This window comes from Yokenella regensburgei (genome assembly GCF_003634235.1).
GTDB lineage: Bacteria > Pseudomonadota > Gammaproteobacteria > Enterobacterales > Enterobacteriaceae > Yokenella > Yokenella regensburgei.
Window position 1 is genome coordinate 420,454 of the sequence record NZ_RBIZ01000004.1, and the last position, 16,320, is coordinate 436,773.

Consider the following 16,320-nt stretch of genomic DNA (forward strand, 5'->3'; position numbering starts at 1 on the left):
CACTCTGCCTGACGAAGCAAAAACTGGCAGAGTGCGGGGATGGACATTATTCATTCTTATGCAAAACAGCTCAGGCGAGAGCTGACGACAGAAGAAAGGCATCTCTGGTATCTGTTACGCGGCCGCCGGTTTTCTCGTTACAAGTTTCGCCGACAACACCCCATAGGCAACTATATTGTTGATTTTGCCTGCTGCGAAGCGCATTTGGTTGTCGAACTGGATGGCGGACAGCACGACGAAAGAGCGCAATATGACCGGCAAAGAACCGCCTGGTTAAATGCGAAAGGATGGGAAGTCATTCGTTTCTGGAATAACGAGTTATGGAGTAATGAAGAGGCTGTATTAGACCAACTGCTTGAGGTTCTGCAAACGCTGCTACCCTCACCCCAGCCCTCTCCCTGAAAGGGAGAGGGTTAGGGTGAGGGGAAAAAATCTTACTTCAACGACCCTACCAGCGTTTTACGGCTGTCTTCCAGCGACACAACGCGGGAGCAAACGTCTTTACCAAACTTCTGGAAATCATCTTCCTGATTCTTCCATTCATTCTGGATCGCGGTCTGCAGGCCGCCGAGGCTGCCTAAAATCCCCTGCAGCGGGTTACCGCCGCCTTTCAGCACCGCTTTGGCGCCAACTTCATTAATGCTGTCCTGCAGAATGCCGCCCATCGCCTGATTCACCAGCTGCTGTCCGTCAGCACGCACCTGATCGATGGCTTTATAGTGGAAGGTTAACCCATCGGTGCGGTGCTCAATGATGCGGTTCATCTGGGTTTTCAGCTGCGCATCAAGCTTGGTCAAACGCCCGCGCATGCTGCTGCTTTCACCAACCTGCTCGGTGATGATTTTATCCAGCGCGATGCGGCTTTTCTCAACGCGGGTACGAGCACCCTCATCAATCCACGGCAGCGCGGTGCGCAGCTCGGTCTGGTAATCTTTCGCCTGTTCACGCTGGGCAGCGGTCAGATTGCGCGCCTGGCCGTTGAAGGTCACGCTGCCATCCGGTTTGATGACCAGATTGCCGTTCTCCCCTTTCACCTGCACGGTTTGTGGGCTCAAAATCACATCGTCACGCGGGGTGACACTGCACTGATAATCGGCCTGTGCCGCAAAGGCGGTTACCGTCAGCGCCGCCGCAAGCAGCGTTTTGCGCATCATATTCTTCCCTCAATACAAAACGGGCCGGCAATTGCCGGCCCTTTCTTTAACTTAGTCCCACCAGACGTCGAAAAGTTCGCTGATGCGCACATCTTCAAATTTGTGCTCTTCCAGCCACTTACGAACGGTAGCCTGATGCTCTTCGGTACATTTACCGACTTCCTGCATGCAGACCAGCCCTTCCCAGGCCAGATAGCCACTGCCGTCAAACGCCAGCTTGTTTGGCTCAATGACTTCATTGATAAAGTCATCAACCACTTTATCGATCTGCTCTTCGCTGGTGCCTTCCGGAAAACGCCAGGCGACCGAAAATCCTAATTCCTGGAATTCGTCGATATGCATTTTCTTACGCAGACGACGGCTACGGTTCTTTGCCATTATTTCACCCTCTCGAACATTAAGTCCCATACGCCGTGGCCAAGACGATGGCCACGTTGTTCAAATTTGGTTACCGGACGTGATTCCGGACGCGGTACGAAGTCGTTGCTCTCAGACAGGTTTTTATACCCTTCGAGCGAGGACATGACCTCCAGCATATGTTCTGCATACGCTTCCCAGTCAGTCGCCATGTGGAATACACCACCGAGCTTCAGCTTGCTTTTAATCAGTTCTGCAAACGGTACCTGAACGATACGGCGCTTATTATGACGCGCTTTATGCCACGGGTCAGGGAAAAAGAGCTGAACCATGTTCAAAGAATTGTCAGGAATCATTTTGTGCAGCACTTCAACCGCGTCGTGACACATCACACGCAGGTTATCGACACCCTCTTCATGAGCAGAGCTCAGGCAGGCGCCCACGCCCGGCGAATGCACTTCAATACCGAGGAAATTTTGCTCCGGCTTTGCTTTCGCCATCGCCACCAGCGATGCGCCCATACCAAAACCAATTTCCAGCGTGACTGGCGCGCAGCGGCCAAACAGCGTGTCGAAGTCGACCGGCTCTTCGCTGAACTCGACGCCCATCACCGGCCAGTAGTTATCCAGCGCGTGCTGTTGTCCTTTGGTCAGGCGCCCCTGGCGACGGACGAAGCTACGAATACGGCGCAGCGGGCGGCCGTTTTCATCAAAATCCGGTGAAATGACGTCGTTATTCATAAAAATTAAGTCTGCTTGTGAGAGTGTTCGGGAAACGGGCATTATCCAAAGTTAGGGATAGTATGCAAGCATGGGAAAGATCCTGTTTACAGCATTGTGCCGCTGTGCTGGAATTTGCCTCCCTGTTATTACGAATCGGTGACCATGCAAGCCTCTCAATTTTCAGCCCAGGTTCTGGACTGGTACGACAAATACGGGCGTAAAACTCTGCCCTGGCAAATTGAAAAGACGCCCTACAAAGTATGGCTCTCAGAGGTGATGTTGCAACAAACTCAGGTCACCACCGTTATCCCCTATTTTGAACGCTTTATGGCGCAATTCCCCACGGTTACCGATCTGGCGAACGCGCCGCTGGATGAAGTGTTGCACCTGTGGACCGGTCTTGGCTATTACGCCCGTGCGCGCAATTTGCATAAGGCGGCTCAACAGGTTGCCAGCCTGCACAAGGGAAAATTCCCGGAAACCTATGAAGAAGTGGCCGCCCTTCCCGGCGTCGGGCGCTCTACGGCAGGGGCGATCCTCTCATTATCGCTCGGCAAGCATTTCCCCATTCTCGACGGCAACGTCAAGCGCGTGCTGGCACGTGCTTATGCCATCGGCGGCTGGCCGGGGAAAAAAGAGGTAGAGAATCGCCTGTGGCAAATCAGCGAAGAAGTCACTCCGGCAAAAGGGGTTGAGCGCTTTAATCAGGCAATGATGGATCTGGGTGCCATGGTCTGTACGCGTACTAAACCCAAGTGCGATCTGTGTCCACTCAACAACCTGTGCATTGCTGAAGCCAACCACAGCTGGGCGCAGTATCCGGGCAAGAAACCGAAGCAGACTATTCCTGAACGCACCGGTTATTTCCTTATTATGCAGCAACACGACGACGTGTTTCTGCAGCAGCGGCCGCCGGTCGGCCTGTGGGGCGGGCTGTTCTGCTTCCCGCAGTTCGAAACCGAAGAAGCCCTGCGTCAGTGGCTGGCGCAGCGGCAGATAAATGCGGATAATCTCAGCCAGCAGACCGCTTTTCGTCACACATTCAGCCACTTCCATCTGGATATTGTGCCAATGTGGCTGGATGTGCAGTCCAGTGCCTCATGCATGGATGAAGGCAGCGCTCTCTGGTATAACTTAGCCCAGCCACCGGCCGTCGGGCTGGCGGCTCCCGTGGAGCGTTTGTTACAGCAGTTACGCACCGGAGCGCTGGCATAGCGCCCTGGTCGAAAAAGAGGATATATCATGAGCAGAACTATTTTTTGTACTTTCCTGCAGCGCGACGCAGACGGCCAGGACTTTCAGCTTTACCCGGGCGAACTCGGCAAGCGCATCTACAACGAAATCTCAAAAGAAGCCTGGGGACAGTGGCAGCATAAGCAGACCATGTTGATTAATGAGAAAAAACTCAACATGATGAACCCGGAGCATCGCAAGCTGCTGGAGCAGGAGATGGTTAACTTCCTGTTTGAAGGCAAAGACGTGCATATCGAAGGCTACACGCCGCCGGAAAAACCATAAGGGCCCGACGGCCCTTACAACAAACACAACACGCACTCCCGGAATGATGAAAAAATTATTAGCGCTAGCCTTGATTGCGCCGTTGCTCGTTTCTTGTTCCAGCTCCAATAAAAAAGGCGACAGCTACAACGAGGCCTGGGAAAAGGACACCAACGGTTTTGATATTCTGATGGGGCAGTTTGCTCACAACATCGAGAATATCTGGGGGTATAACGAAGTTCTGTTGGCAGGGCCGAAGGACTACGTGAAGTATACCGATCAGTATCAGACCCGTAGCCACATCAACTTTGATGAGGGGACCATTACCGTCGAAACCATCGCCGGGACGGAACCTGCAGCGCGCCTGCGTCAGACCATCATCAAAACCCTGCTGATGGGCGACGATCCGAGCTCGGTCGATCTCTACTCCGATGCCGACGATATTCAGATCTCTAAAGAGCCGTTCCTGTATGGCCAGGTGGTCGACAACACCGGGCAACCGATTCGCTGGCAAGGACGTGCGGCGAACTATGCCGACTGGCTGATTCAGAACCGCCTGAAGAGCCGCAACAACGGCTTGCACATCATCTATAGCGTGACCATCAACCTGGTGCCGAACCACCTCGATAAGCGTGCACATAAGTACATCGGCATGGTACGTAAGGCTTCGCATAAGTACGGCGTTGATGAATCCCTGATCCTCGCGATTATGCAGACGGAATCGTCGTTTAACCCGTATGCGGTGAGCAACGCCGACGCCCTCGGCCTGATGCAGGTCGTACAGCACAGCGCCGGGAAAGACGTGTACCGTTCGCAAGGGAAATCCGGCACGCCGAGCCGCAGCTTCCTGTTCGACCCGGCAAGCAATATCGACACCGGTACGGCGTATCTGGCAATGCTGAACAACGTCTATCTTTCCGGCATCGATAACCCGACCTCACGTCGTTACGCGGTCATTACCGCCTACAACGGCGGTGCGGGCAGCGTGCTGCGGGTGTTCTCCAGCGATAAAGCGCAGGCGGCGAACATCATCAACAACATGGCGCCAGGTGATGTCTATCAGACGCTCACCACTCGCCACCCGTCGGCTGAGTCACGCCGCTATTTGTATAAAGTGAATAGCGCGCAGAAAGGCTATCGTCGTAAGTAATTCCTCGTAAACCTCTTCCGCAAGGGAGAGGTTTTTCTTATACATGATGCATAAATGTTAACTGCGTCACTATTTAGCGCTGCAAAATTAAAATCATTGCATTTTTTTGCGGAAAGTAACAAAAAGCCTCGTACCATACCGATAGAATCTCACCAAATTCATACCCGTGAATGTTTCTAACAGAACACTTATTCCGCTCTCTTGTGAGGAAAGTAACAATGAACCTGAAGCTGCAGCTTAAAATTTTGTCATTTCTGCAGTTCTGTCTATGGGGTAGCTGGCTGACCACGCTCGGCACCTACATGATAGTCACCCTGAAGTTCGACGGCGTTTCTGTCGGTACGGTCTACAGCTCCTTAGGGATTGCGGCGGTCTTTATGCCAACCTTACTGGGGATAGTGGCGGATAAATGGATCAGTGCAAAATGGCTTTACGCCTTCTGCCATCTGGTGGGTGCTGCGACGTTATTTATCGCCGCCGGGGTAACTACACCGGGCATGATGTTCTTTGTTATCTTGCTCAACTCGCTGGCCTACATGCCGACACTTGGGCTGATTAACACTATCTCTTACTACCGTCTGAAAACCGCCGGTATGGATATCGTGACGGCGTTCCCGCCTATCCGTATCTGGGGCACCATCGGCTTTATCGCGGCGATGTGGGCAGTGAGCTTCGGCGGCTTTGAAATGAGCCACATGCAGCTCTACATCGGTGCGGCCCTGTCCGTGGCGCTGGCACTCTTTACCCTGACGCTGCCGCATGTTCCGGTATCTAACCAGCAGAAGAGCCTCACCTGGAGCACCATGCTCGGCCTCGATGCCTTCGCGTTGTTCAAAAACAAGCGTATGGCGGTATTCTTCATCTTCGCAATGCTGCTCGGTGCTGAACTGCAGATAACCAACATGTTCGGTAACACCTTCCTGCACAGCTTCGACAAAGATCCAATGTTTGCCAGCAGCTTTATCGTGCAGCACGCTTCGGTGATGATGTCGATTTCGCAGATGTCTGAAACCCTGTTCATCCTGACCATCCCGTTCTTCCTGAGCCGTTATGGCATTAAGAAAGTCATGATGATCAGTATCTTCGCATGGATGTTCCGCTTTGGTCTGTTCGCCTACGGCGACCCGACGCCGTTCGGTAGCATCCTGCTGGTTCTGTCGATGATTGTTTACGGCTGCGCCTTCGACTTCTTCAACATCTCCGGCTCGGTGTTCGTTGAGAAAGAAGTGAAACCTGAAATCCGCGCCAGCGCCCAGGGCATGTTCCTGATGATGACCAACGGCTTCGGCTGTATCCTCGGCGGTATGGTGAGCGGTAAGGTCGTTGAGATGTACACCCTGAGCGGTGTCACTGACTGGAAATCCGTGTGGCTGATTTTCGCCGGATACTCTCTGGTTCTGGCCGTCGCGTTCTACTCCCTGTTCAAGTACAAGCACGTTCGTGTTCCGGCAGGCGCTCAGCCCGTCGCCCACTAAGTCCTTCTCATCCTCTCCCCCTGCGGGAGAGGATGCTATATTTCCCCCAGCACCCACGCCACCGACAGCAAATCAGCGCTTCCGCCCGGGCTTAAGTTACGCTCCACCAGCGCCCTGTTCATGGCCTCCAGCGCCGCCAGATCCCAACCCTCTTTCAGCAACCGCTGCGCATAGCGTTGAACATAATGCAGACCTTCAATGCCGCCGCGCGACACCAGATTACTGTCCGGGTTGACCGCCATCAGCCGCAGCAGCCGTTCGTGCAAACTAACGCCCGGTACACTTCGCGCCATCGCAAAACCACTCTCGGCTTCACCGCGCGCGCCGGTCAGGCCGTACTGCTGAAACTGACGTTCACCGGCGGTGGTTGCCACACTTTTTCCCGCCAGTTCACGCTGCACCATGCCGCGACACATCTCGCTCACCGCCTGACACAGCGCGTCGGCGCTAAGCCTGCGCGCCTGGCCACGCAACCTTCCGGCGGCAAAACAGAGTAACCCCAGCGCGAAAATCCCGCCTTTGTGGGTGTTGACCCCGTTGGTGGCCGCGAGCATCGCCTGTTCGCAGGCAATGCCGAACGGGCGCAGCCTGCGCAGCTGCTCGCTCACCGGAAAGTGCGCATACGCAAAACCGGCGGCTTCAAAACGGCGAAACCAGGGGGTGATGGCGGCAATACTGCGGGTAAACAGCGCGTAATCCATATCGCGATGTGAACCGCTGTTGGCGCGGTCCACCAGCCCCGGCTTTGGCGTCAGGTTCAGCTCGTGCCATAGTGCCGCTTCGGCAAGCGCCGGGACATCCGCAGCGCGCGGTTTAGTCGCGAGTAAACCAGTCATCAATCAATTTCTCCACGCGGGATACCACCTGATCCTGAGGGTGGCGGCGAGAACGCGCACAGGCGTGCGCAGGCTCATCGCACAGCAGGCAGCGGCGCATGTCGTTGCCCAGGGATTTACGCCCTACCGGACCCAGCGTGGGACAGATGACGTCCAGATCCCACAGCCGGCCCAGCGGATGCGTCTGCTCGAGCATCGCACAGTGGGCTTTGATTTCCGTTGCCGAATGCTCCACGCACCACAGCGCCTCTGGCCCGGTGGGTAACCATAGCACCTGCCGGTCGAGTACGCGCCAGCGCTGCTGCCACAGCAGCTGGTCGCAGGCCTGCAGCGCTACCCCCATACTGTTGCGATAACGAATACTGTCTTTCACCGCGCCCGGCGTCACCAGAGTCAGTGAAATCACCGGTTGCTGGTAGTGAGTTAGCCAGTCTGCCTGCCGCGCTGCGCGGCTATCTTTCGCCGCCAACAGCGCATCCAGGCTGACCACCGGCACTTCGGGGGTCAGCACGCTCATTACTCGCTCTCCTTCACCTGACGAACAACGTCAATCACGCTACCGTCGCGGTAGCGGATAACGCCGACGATTTTATCGGTAAACTCAATCGCTTTGGGGACTCCGGTGAGCGCTATCGCGCGCTCGTACAGCGCCGTAATATCCACCACTTTCAGGCCAGCGGCCTCTAAACGCTCGCGGATCTCCGGGCGCGCCGGGTTCACCGCAATGCCGTGATCGGTCACCAGCACGTCAATGCTTTCACCCGGGGTCAGGCGGGTCGTTACCCGTTTCACCACCGTTGGAATACGGCTACGCAGCAGTGGGGCGACAACGATGGTCAGGTTAGCCGCCGCCGCCACGTCACAGTGACCGCCGGATGCACCGCGCATTACGCCGTCGGATCCGGTGATCACGTTAACGTTAAAATCGACGTCAATCTCCAGCGCGCTGAGGATAACCACATCCAGCTGATCGCAGCTCGCCGCCTTACTGCCGGGGTTAGCGTAAACGTTGGTGGAGATCTCCACGTGATCAGGGTTACGCGCCAGCGACGCCGCCGCCTGCCCGTCAAAACACTGGGTATCGAGGAGTTTTTCAATAAGCCCCTGCTCGTGCAGGTCAACCAGGCTGCCGGTGATCCCGCCGAGAGCAAAACGTGCTTTTACCCCCGCGCGCTGCATTTTCTCACCCATAAAGCGGGTGCAGGCGGTAGCCGCCGCGCCAGAGCCAGTCTGCATTGAGAAGCCATCGTAGAAGTAGCCGGAGTGCTCAATCACCTCTGCCGCGTTGCGGGCAATCATCAGCTCACGCGGGTTGCTGGTCACGCGCGCCGCGCCGACGCTGATTTTCGCCGGGTCGCCCACGCTCTCCACCTGTACGATGTAATCCACCTGATCCTGCACCAGGCTCGCGGGCATATTCGGAAACGGCACCAGGCTTTCTGTCAGCAATATCACCTTGCTGGCAAACTGCGCGTCCACCATGGCGTATCCCAAAGAACCGCAGCAGGATGCCCCGCTGCTGCCGTTGGCATTGCCGAATTCGTCGCTGCATGGAACGCCGAGGAACGCGACGTCAATTTTCAGCTCACCGTCCTGCAGCAGCTTCACGCGGCCACCGTGTGAGTGAATTTGTACCGGCTCATCCATCAGGCCATGAGAGATAGCGTCCGCCAGTTTGCCACGCATGCCGGAGGTGTAGATCCGGCGAATAACGCCGCTGCGGATGTGCTCAATCAGCGCATCGTTGCAGGTCATCAGCGAGCTGGAGGCGAGGGTCAGATTTTTGAATCCCATCTGCGCGAGCAACGCGACCACCCGGTTAATCACCCGGTCTCCCTCGCGGAAAGCATGGTGGAACGAAATGGTCATTCCGTCCTGCAGCCCGCTTTTAATGACGGCCTGTTCCAGGGTTTCGCACAGCTTGCGCTGGTGTTTGTCGGTGACATCGTCAAGCCACGGAGTGGCGCTGTGCGCGCGGTCGAACGGCGCTAAGTCCCGCAAATGCGGATACTGAATGTGGAGAAGTTCTGTCTGGTTCATGGCTCTGTCCTTAGCGACGTACACCCGAAGCGGCAGCGCGCTCCAGGACCATTTGCGCGTGGTTGATGATAGGCGCATCGACCATTTTGCCGTTGAGCGATACCACGCCAAGGCCGTTACGTTCGCCCTCTTCTGCGGCTTCAATCACCCGCTGCGCGTGGTCAACTTCCTGCTGTGTTGGCGCATAGGCATTGTGCAGCAGATCTATCTGACGCGGGTTGATGAGTGATTTGCCGTTAAAGCCCATCTTGCGAATCAGCTCAACTTCGCGCAGGAACCCCGCTTCGTCGTTAACGTCGGACCACACCACGTCAAACGCATCAATCCCGGCGGCACGTGCCGCGTGCAGTACCGCACAGCGGGCATAGAACAGCTCGGTGCCGTCGCCGCGCTCGGTTTGCATGTCCATCACATAATCAAAGGCCGCCAGCGCAATGCCGATAAGGCGCGGAGAGCTACGGGCAATCGCTACCGCGTTGATAACCCCCACCGCAGATTCAATCGCCGCCATCACTTTGGTAGAGCCCACTTCCCGGCCGCACGCTTGTTCGATGCGCTCCAGGTGTCCTTCCAGTTCGGCAACGTCTTCTGGCGTATCGGTTTTAGGCAGGCGAATGACGTCCACGCCCGCACGGACCGCGGCTTCAAGATCGAGCAGGCCAAAGGGCGTACTGAGCGGGTTGATGCGTACCACGGTTTCAATATCCTGGTACATCGGGTGCTGGAGCGCGTGGAACACTAGCATCCGCGCGGTGTCTTTTTCGCGCAGCGCCACGGCGTCTTCAAGATCGAACATAATGGAGTCAGGGCGATAGATAAACGCCGTGGAGAGCATGGCAGCATTGGCTCCCGGAAGGAACAGCATACTGCGGCGGAGTTTGTTCATTGGAGTTTCTCCCACTCTGGCTCTGTGACTTCCGCGGCGCGCATCAGGGCGCTCTGCAGGCGGGCACGAATCACGCAATCCAGAGCCCCTTTATCTTCGATAATGATGAGTCCCTGCCGAACGCCCATTGCGCGCAGCGTGTCGTTCACCACCTGGCGAATTTGCTCGCCAAACTGCTTCATCACTTCACTGTGGATGACCACTTCCAGCTCGCCGTCGGCGGGGGAAATTTTCACCATCAGGTCGCTGGACTCCTGCGTTCCGGCCAGCGCCTCCCTTACAATTTTCATAGTTTTTTCCTGGTATTTAAGCGACGTCCGCGCTGGCGGCAAAGCGGGCCTCCAGATGCGTGAACGTGGTCTGCGGCACGATCTCCTGTATGCGCGAGAACTGCCGGGTTTTTAATAAACGGCGGACTTCAGAGGCAGAAATTGCGCTGCCGGTGGCTTTTATGCGCGGGATCTCCACCACCTCAACCGCGCCGGAAAGCAGTGTGTGCATCGTGTGGTTGTACTGACGGGTGATATCGCAAAACGGCTCAGAGCCGATAAAACGATGGGTAATACCCAACGCCGGGGCAATGTAGTCGCGGAAGATGAGCACATCGATTTCGCTCCACGCCTGCTGCACCAGGCCGCTCTCTTTAAGGAAATAGGCCGGGAAAGTGGCACGTGAAATGATGTACTGCGATCCCTCGTGCAGAGTGATATTAGGCAGGTGCGCGACCCCCGCTTTCACCATCGCCAGACGGTCGCGGAACGGGAAGAACGAAGCGTCTTCCCGCACGACGAAGAGGTGCAGCCAGTCGCAGCTACGCGCCGCCTGCTCCACCAGATGACGATGCCCGAGGGTGAACGGATTAGCGTTCATCACAATGGCACCGATTCTGGCGCCAGGCCTGCGCTGTTGGGCAAGCGATCGGCAGTAGCGGGCAATCCCTTGCGGGGTGTTCTCCATTAAGACGGCGTTGTCACCGCTCTGGGCAATCGGCCAGAAACCGCTGCTCTGAAAACGCTCCCGATTGCAGGGGCGTGTACAGAGGAAAAGGTGAAAATGGCCGGTTGCCAGCGCCAGATTCTCCACTTCCCCCAGCAGGCGAGCGCTGAGGTTTTCGCCCCGCAAACGCTCGTCTACCGCTACGCACTTGATGACGTTCGCCGCGAGCCCGGCGCAGCCTACCAGGCTGCCGTCTTTCCAGGCTTCAACAACCCAGGTGATGTCGCTGTCCATACCTAACCCGCTGTCGGCCAGCAGGTAGCGGATCTGGCTCATCCGTTCCGGGTGCTTCAGAACCTCGGTGATGCGAAAGTCAATCATGATGCCCTGCCGTTCCTCAGTGCGCTGCCGTCAGCTGCTGCGCGGGTGCGTCCATAATCACGTTGCTGAGATGGCCGATGTGCTCAATCTCCACCTCAATACGATCGCCTGCGTTCATAAACAGCGGCGGCGTGCGTTTTTTGCCAACACCACCGGGCGACCCGGTGATGATCACATCGCCCGGGCTAAGGCGGGTGAAGGTACTGATGTATTCAATCAGCTCCGCCACTTTGTGGATCATGCTGGCGGTGTTGTCCTCCTGCACCATACGGCCGTTAAGCCAGGTGCGGATGGCCAGCTGATGCGGGTCAGGGATTTCATCCGCCGTGGTCATCCATGGACCAAACGCCCCGGTCTGCCGCCAGTTTTTCCCGGCGGTAAACCAGGTGTGCTGCCAGTCGCGGGCGGAACCATCCATGTAGCAGCTGTAACCCCCCACGTGCTCCAGGGCCGCGCTGCGGGAGATATTCTCCCCGCCCTTACCGATAATGACCGCCAGTTCACCTTCATAATCAAATTCACAAGAGTGACGCGGCTTCAGCACCGGCGCGTTGTGGCCAGTCTGCGAATCCGGGAAGCGGACAAACAGCGTCGGCGCCGGGTTGTGCTGGTCAAACTCTTTGCGCTTTTCGGCATAGTTCATACCGACACACAGGATCTTTTCCGGGTGTTCAATCACCGGCAAAAACTGCAGCGCGTTCAGCGCGTAGTCGCTGATTTCGCTGGCATATTGTTGCGCGTCGTTCAGCGCATCGGCGGCCAGCAGGGCTTTTAAATCGGCGTAGCGGGTGCCAATACGTCGGCCTAAATCGACCACCCCATCGGCCTTCACGATGCCGTAGCTGCGGGTCCCCTGGTGGGTAAAGCTTGCAAGTTTCATAGTGGTTCCTGAAATACATCAATCAAATAAGGAAGTTGCCAAGGACAAGCAGGGAAACCGAGACGTTGATAGCGCCGCCGATGCGGGTAGCAATCTGCGCGAACGGCATCAGGCTCATTCGGTTACCTGCGGTCAGAATGGCGACGTCACCGGTACCGCCCTGGCCGCTCTGGCAGCAGGAAACGATGGCGACATCAATCGGGTGCATACCGATCTTTTTACCGACGAAGAAGCCGGTCGCGACCAGTGCCGAAACGGTGCTGATGATGACCAGCAGGTTCGTGATGTTGAATGCAGCAACCAGCTCTTCCCATGGCGTAATCGCCACGCCCACGGCGAACAGGATCGGGTAGGTCACGGAGGTCTGGAAGAATTTGTACACTACCTGCGAGCCTTCAAGGATGCGCGGAGAAACACCGTGCGCCAGCTTGATGAAGACGGCGATGAACAGCATGCCAACCGGTGCCGGCAGGCCAATCAGTTTATGGCCGAGCATGCCGAGCATATAGAGCAGCACCGCCAACAGCGCGCCGGAAGCGATGGTCGCTACGTCAACTTTGCCGCTGAAGATCGCCGCAGGAGCTTCGTTTTTCGCATCTGCTTTGCTGTCCGGCATCAGTTGACCTTCGCCGGTCAGGTGCGGATAGCGTTTACCCAGCTGGTTCAGACAACCGGAGATAACGATAGCCGTCAGGCTACCCAGCATCACCATCGGCAGAATACGCCCCAGCGCCACGCCCTGATCCATATGCAGCAGGGTCGCATAACCGATGGAGAGCGGGATCGCCCCTTCGCCAACGCCGCCGGCCATGATGGGCAGAATAATGAAGAAGAAGATCTGGAACGGTTCGAGACCCAGCGCCAGACCGACGCCCATCCCGACAATCATGCCGACGATTTCACCGCACAGCATCGGGAAGAAAATACGCAGGAAGCCCTGAATCAGCGTGGTGCGATTCATGCTCATGATGCTGCCGACAATAATGCAGCAGATATAGAGATACAGAATGTTGGTAGATTTATAGAATTTGGTGGTCGACTCGACCACCACGTCCGGCAGCAGGCCGTAATACACCAGCGCAGACGGGATGAAGGTCGCGCAGATTGCCGCCGCCCCCAGCTTGCCGATAATCGGTAAACGTTTACCGAACTCACCGCAGGCAAAACCGAAGAACGCCAGGGTGGCAACCATCACCACAATGTCGCTTGGCAGTTTACCGCCCAGGCAGTCAATGGCAATAAGCGCACCGGCTAACAAAAACAGTGGCAGAGGAATAATCCCCACCTTCCAGGTATCCATAATATGCCACCACTTCTCTTTGAGAGAGCGCTTTGGAATATCTATCGGGTCGTGGGTAACAGAAAAAGAATCATCAGTTGTGCTCATGAGTAAGCCCCTTAGTTATTTTGCATTGTCAGAGTAGTGAGGCAATGACGCACTTTATGTGAGGAAATGCAGATAACAACCGAAGTTTTAATGGCACCTATGGTTTTTATGGTTTCTATTATTTTTTTGTGAGAAGCACCTTATTTTTTAGCGTGGTTTTTATGGTTTTTATTCTCTGCAGGCCGCGCTGTGCAAAGGATCACAAGTTTCCGGCAAAACGCCCGCAGCGATGGGAAAGAGTGATACAGTGAGCGCCCGACAAGTTACGCGCGTGATAATCATGAAGTTGTCATTTCAGATAAAACTCTTTATTTCCCTGGTCGCGTTTTTCTCGATTCTGTTCGCGCTGCTGGGCGGATATTATTACGTCGATGTCGGCCGTCAGCTTTACCAGGAGATGAGTGCTCGTGCCAGAATTCAGGCAGAGGAAATTGCGCTTATTCCGAATTTACGTAAAGAGATCGAGCAAAAAGATATTGCGGCAATTACTCCCTTCATGCGCCAGATTGCTCAGCACAGCGACGCCAGCTTTATTGTTATTGGCGATAACCACGGTATCCATTTATTTCATTCGGTATTCAGCGACCGCGTTGGCACCAAACTGGTCGGCGGTGATAACCAGGAAGTGCTGGAGGGGAAAACCACCATCACTATCCGCAAAGGCGGCTTAGGCATTTCGCTGCGTAGCAAAGCACCGGTGTTCAACGATGCGGGCCAGGTCGTGGGGATTGTCTCCGTCGGCTACCTCACCAGCTATCTCGACAGCATCACGGTCAATAAGGTAGTGAACATCCTGATTGCGGCGGTACTGCTGCTGACAGCCCTCTTTGTGTTCTCGTGGTTTTTCACCCGCAGCATTAAGAAACAGATTTTCTCGCTTGAACCCCGCGAGATTGGCCTGCTGGTACGCCAGCAAAAAGCGTTGATGGAGTCGATTTACGAAGGGGTTATCGCCATCGATAAAAACATGCGCATTGAGGTTATCAACCAGGCGGCGCGTAAGCTTCTGGGCTTAAGCCAGCCCACCCGCCACCTGCGCGGGCAGCTGATTACGCAAGTCATTGAGCCGGTATCGTTCTTTGAGCTCCAGCATATGCTCGAGAAAGACACCCACGACGAAATCTGCCATTTCAACCAGCTCAACGTCATTGCGAGCCGGGTGCGGATAATGCTGGAAAACTCGCTGCAGGGCTGGGTTATCACCTTCCGCGATCGCAACGAAATAGACTCACTGAGCGCCCAGCTAAGCCAGGTAAAACGCTACGTCGATAACCTGCGCATCATGCGCCACGAGCAGCTTAACCGGATGACCACGCTCTCGGGTCTGCTGCATATGGGACGCTATGATGAAGCCATTCGCTATATCCAGGCACAGTCAGAGCACGCCCAGGAGCTGCTCGACTTTATCTCTTCGCGCTTCAGTTCGCCGACGCTCTGCGGGCTGCTGCTCGGCAAAGCGGCGCGCGCCCGCGAAAAAGGCGTCGAACTGGCGTTTGATGCCGGTTGTCTTATGGACAGGCCCTTCACCGGCCTTGCAGAATCGGAGCTTATTTCAATCATCGGCAACCTGCTGGACAACGCCATTGAAGCCACCCAGCGCGCACCTTTACCGCACGATCCGGTCGATGTGCTGATCCAGCTTAACGACAGGGAGCTGCTTATTGAAGTCGCGGATCGCGGCATTGGCATTAAACCAGAAATCCGCGAACGTATTTTTGAACGCGGCGTCACCACCAAAACCCGGGGCGATCACGGCATCGGTCTTTATCTTATCGAGAGCTACGTGACTCAGGTGGGCGGAACTATCGAAGTGGCAGACAACATGCCACGCGGCACGATATTTTCTTTATTTATTCCTGCCGACGGCGGTCACATACGCCAGGGTCAGGATCCAGAAGAGACAGATTATGCAACACACTGACATCATCGACGTAATTATCGTGGAGGACGAGCCGGAACTTGCTGAGCTTCACGCAGAGCTTATCAAGAAGCACCCCCGGATGCGTCTGGTGGGGATGGCGGCATCGCTATCGCAGGCGCACGCGCTTATCAACCAGCACCATCCGCAGCTGATGCTGCTCGACAACTATCTGCCCGACGGTAAAGGCATCACCCTTATCAGCGATCCGCTACTGGCACGCGCGAACTGCTCGGTGATCTTTATCACCGCCGCCAGCGATATGGATACCTGCAGCCTGGCCATTCGCAACGGCGCTTTTGACTACATTCTGAAGCCAGTGTCCTGGAAACGCCTCGGCCAGTCGCTGGAACGTTTTGTGCAGTTTCATGAACAGCAAAGAACGTGGAAGATTGTCGACCAGCAGAACGTGGACTCTCTGTACCAGCTACAGGCTAAGAACTACCGCCTCGACAGCGGCAGCAAAGGGATTGAAGAAAAAACGCTGACTATTGTGCAAACGCTGTTTCACCAGGATGAAGCGCGCTGCTTTTCCGTTGACGACGTGGTAACCGCCACCGGGCTTAGCAAAACCACGACCCGCCGCTATCTGGAGCACTGCGTCGAGGCCGGGTTTCTTCAGGTAGAAATGCTGTATGGCAAAATCGGTCATCCGCGCCGGTTATACAAGCGGGGAGAACATTAAGTTCCCCCCTCTTTTT

At 55.8% G+C, this 16,320-nt stretch carries 18 protein-coding genes; 7 read left to right on the forward strand and 11 right to left on the reverse strand.

The genetic code is table 11. The annotated features are described in order from the left end of the window. Nucleotides 1-39: 39 nt before the first annotated feature. Complete coding sequence (locus tag C7387_RS13430; protein ID WP_120816869.1) at nucleotides 40-402, forward strand: endonuclease domain-containing protein; 363 nt, start codon at nucleotides 40-42, stop codon at nucleotides 400-402. A gap of 32 nt (nucleotides 403-434) precedes the next feature. Here C7387_RS13430 and C7387_RS13435 read toward each other — a convergent pair whose 3' ends face one another. The 3 genes from C7387_RS13435 to trmB are packed head-to-tail and all read right to left on the reverse strand — an operon-like array spanning nucleotide 435 to nucleotide 2,251. Continuing rightward, the gene (locus C7387_RS13435; RefSeq protein WP_120816870.1) at nucleotides 435-1,154 is read right to left on the reverse strand and encodes a YggN family protein; all 720 of its coding nucleotides are present in this window, start codon (nucleotides 1,152-1,154) and stop codon (nucleotides 435-437) included. A 51-nt stretch (nucleotides 1,155-1,205) separates the two neighbouring features. Beyond that, nucleotides 1,206-1,532, reverse strand: coding sequence for a YggL family protein (locus C7387_RS13440; protein WP_006818328.1), 327 nt, complete (start codon nucleotides 1,530-1,532; stop codon nucleotides 1,206-1,208). Beyond that, nucleotides 1,532-2,251 carry a tRNA (guanosine(46)-N7)-methyltransferase TrmB gene (gene trmB, locus C7387_RS13445; protein WP_006818327.1) on the reverse strand — a complete coding sequence of 240 codons (720 nt, stop codon included), beginning with the start codon at nucleotides 2,249-2,251 and terminating at the stop codon, nucleotides 1,532-1,534. Before trmB ends, C7387_RS13440 begins: the two co-directional genes overlap by 1 nt. 144 nt (nucleotides 2,252-2,395) lie before the next feature. Here trmB and mutY point away from each other — a divergent pair, with 144 nt between their 5' ends. The 4 genes from mutY (at nucleotide 2,396) to C7387_RS13465 (ending at nucleotide 6,355) form a co-directional block, all read left to right on the forward strand. Continuing rightward, nucleotides 2,396-3,448: an A/G-specific adenine glycosylase gene (gene mutY / locus C7387_RS13450; RefSeq protein WP_170155405.1), complete on the forward strand. Its 1,053-nt coding sequence runs from the start codon at nucleotides 2,396-2,398 to the stop codon at nucleotides 3,446-3,448. Between the two features lie 27 nt (nucleotides 3,449-3,475). Continuing rightward, a complete protein-coding gene (locus C7387_RS13455) occupies nucleotides 3,476-3,751 on the forward strand; it encodes an oxidative damage protection protein (RefSeq protein ID WP_006818325.1) in 276 nt (91 codons plus the stop codon). A 43-nt stretch (nucleotides 3,752-3,794) separates the two neighbouring features. Beyond that, entirely contained in the window at nucleotides 3,795-4,880 is a 1,086-nt protein-coding gene (mltC, locus tag C7387_RS13460; protein ID WP_006818324.1) for a membrane-bound lytic murein transglycosylase MltC, read from the forward strand. A gap of 218 nt (nucleotides 4,881-5,098) precedes the next feature. Continuing rightward, nucleotides 5,099-6,355: a nucleoside permease gene (locus C7387_RS13465; protein ID WP_038255601.1), complete on the forward strand. Its 1,257-nt coding sequence runs from the start codon at nucleotides 5,099-5,101 to the stop codon at nucleotides 6,353-6,355. 35 nt (nucleotides 6,356-6,390) lie between these two features. Here the strand turns inward: C7387_RS13465 and citG are convergent, their stop codons facing one another. From citG to C7387_RS13505, 8 genes are read right to left on the reverse strand one after another with little or no spacing between them, the layout of a single operon-like run. After that, entirely contained in the window at nucleotides 6,391-7,191 is an 801-nt protein-coding gene (gene citG / locus C7387_RS13470; protein ID WP_038255603.1) for a triphosphoribosyl-dephospho-CoA synthase CitG, read from the reverse strand. Continuing rightward, nucleotides 7,169-7,708, reverse strand: coding sequence for a citrate lyase holo-[acyl-carrier protein] synthase (gene citX / locus C7387_RS13475; protein WP_006818320.1), 540 nt, complete (start codon nucleotides 7,706-7,708; stop codon nucleotides 7,169-7,171). Before citX ends, citG begins: the two co-directional genes overlap by 23 nt. After that, nucleotides 7,708-9,231, reverse strand: coding sequence for a citrate lyase subunit alpha (gene citF / locus C7387_RS13480; RefSeq protein ID WP_120816872.1), 1,524 nt, complete (start codon nucleotides 9,229-9,231; stop codon nucleotides 7,708-7,710). Before citF ends, citX begins: the two co-directional genes overlap by 1 nt. Nucleotides 9,232-9,241: 10 nt before the next feature. Beyond that, nucleotides 9,242-10,117, reverse strand: coding sequence for a citrate (pro-3S)-lyase subunit beta (gene citE, locus C7387_RS13485; protein ID WP_038255606.1), 876 nt, complete (start codon nucleotides 10,115-10,117; stop codon nucleotides 9,242-9,244). Next, the gene (gene citD / locus C7387_RS13490) at nucleotides 10,114-10,407 is read right to left on the reverse strand and encodes a citrate lyase acyl carrier protein (protein ID WP_006818317.1); all 294 of its coding nucleotides are present in this window, start codon (nucleotides 10,405-10,407) and stop codon (nucleotides 10,114-10,116) included. The genes citE and citD overlap by 4 nt, the downstream gene beginning before the upstream one ends. Before the next feature lie 16 nt (nucleotides 10,408-10,423). Beyond that, complete coding sequence (gene citC / locus C7387_RS13495; protein ID WP_006818316.1) at nucleotides 10,424-11,434, reverse strand: [citrate (pro-3S)-lyase] ligase; 1,011 nt, start codon at nucleotides 11,432-11,434, stop codon at nucleotides 10,424-10,426. Between the two features lie 16 nt (nucleotides 11,435-11,450). Next, nucleotides 11,451-12,314 (reverse strand): fumarylacetoacetate hydrolase family protein, encoded by an 864-nt coding sequence (locus C7387_RS13500; RefSeq protein WP_038255608.1) that lies wholly within the window; start codon nucleotides 12,312-12,314, stop codon nucleotides 11,451-11,453. Between the two features lie 22 nt (nucleotides 12,315-12,336). After that, entirely contained in the window at nucleotides 12,337-13,701 is a 1,365-nt protein-coding gene (locus tag C7387_RS13505; protein ID WP_038255610.1) for a 2-hydroxycarboxylate transporter family protein, read from the reverse strand. A gap of 280 nt (nucleotides 13,702-13,981) precedes the next feature. Here C7387_RS13505 and C7387_RS13510 point away from each other — a divergent pair, with 280 nt between their 5' ends. Both C7387_RS13510 and C7387_RS13515 read left to right on the forward strand, forming a co-directional pair. Further along, a complete protein-coding gene (locus C7387_RS13510) occupies nucleotides 13,982-15,622 on the forward strand; it encodes an ATP-binding protein (protein WP_038255626.1) in 1,641 nt (546 codons plus the stop codon). Continuing rightward, nucleotides 15,609-16,304 carry a response regulator gene (locus C7387_RS13515; protein ID WP_006818311.1) on the forward strand — a complete coding sequence of 232 codons (696 nt, stop codon included), beginning with the start codon at nucleotides 15,609-15,611 and terminating at the stop codon, nucleotides 16,302-16,304. The genes C7387_RS13510 and C7387_RS13515 overlap by 14 nt, the downstream gene beginning before the upstream one ends. The last annotated feature ends 16 nt before the right edge of the window (nucleotides 16,305-16,320 follow it).

Coding starts and splice junctions, on each gene's coding strand:
- C7387_RS13430 (WP_120816869.1), top strand. CDS start 40: ATGGACATTATTCATTCTTATGCAAAACAGCTCAGGCGAGAGCTGACG.
- C7387_RS13435 (WP_120816870.1), bottom strand. CDS start 1,154: ATGATGCGCAAAACGCTGCTTGCGGCGGCGCTGACGGTAACCGCCTTT.
- C7387_RS13440 (WP_006818328.1), bottom strand. CDS start 1,532: ATGGCAAAGAACCGTAGCCGTCGTCTGCGTAAGAAAATGCATATCGAC.
- trmB (WP_006818327.1), bottom strand. CDS start 2,251: ATGAATAACGACGTCATTTCACCGGATTTTGATGAAAACGGCCGCCCG.
- mutY (WP_170155405.1), top strand. CDS start 2,396: ATGCAAGCCTCTCAATTTTCAGCCCAGGTTCTGGACTGGTACGACAAA.
- C7387_RS13455 (WP_006818325.1), top strand. CDS start 3,476: ATGAGCAGAACTATTTTTTGTACTTTCCTGCAGCGCGACGCAGACGGC.
- mltC (WP_006818324.1), top strand. CDS start 3,795: ATGATGAAAAAATTATTAGCGCTAGCCTTGATTGCGCCGTTGCTCGTT.
- C7387_RS13465 (WP_038255601.1), top strand. CDS start 5,099: ATGAACCTGAAGCTGCAGCTTAAAATTTTGTCATTTCTGCAGTTCTGT.
- citG (WP_038255603.1), bottom strand. CDS start 7,191: ATGACTGGTTTACTCGCGACTAAACCGCGCGCTGCGGATGTCCCGGCG.
- citX (WP_006818320.1), bottom strand. CDS start 7,708: ATGAGCGTGCTGACCCCCGAAGTGCCGGTGGTCAGCCTGGATGCGCTG.
- citF (WP_120816872.1), bottom strand. CDS start 9,231: ATGAACCAGACAGAACTTCTCCACATTCAGTATCCGCATTTGCGGGAC.
- citE (WP_038255606.1), bottom strand. CDS start 10,117: ATGAACAAACTCCGCCGCAGTATGCTGTTCCTTCCGGGAGCCAATGCT.
- citD (WP_006818317.1), bottom strand. CDS start 10,407: ATGAAAATTGTAAGGGAGGCGCTGGCCGGAACGCAGGAGTCCAGCGAC.
- citC (WP_006818316.1), bottom strand. CDS start 11,434: ATGATTGACTTTCGCATCACCGAGGTTCTGAAGCACCCGGAACGGATG.
- C7387_RS13500 (WP_038255608.1), bottom strand. CDS start 12,314: ATGAAACTTGCAAGCTTTACCCACCAGGGGACCCGCAGCTACGGCATC.
- C7387_RS13505 (WP_038255610.1), bottom strand. CDS start 13,701: ATGAGCACAACTGATGATTCTTTTTCTGTTACCCACGACCCGATAGAT.
- C7387_RS13510 (WP_038255626.1), top strand. CDS start 13,982: ATGAAGTTGTCATTTCAGATAAAACTCTTTATTTCCCTGGTCGCGTTT.
- C7387_RS13515 (WP_006818311.1), top strand. CDS start 15,609: ATGCAACACACTGACATCATCGACGTAATTATCGTGGAGGACGAGCCG.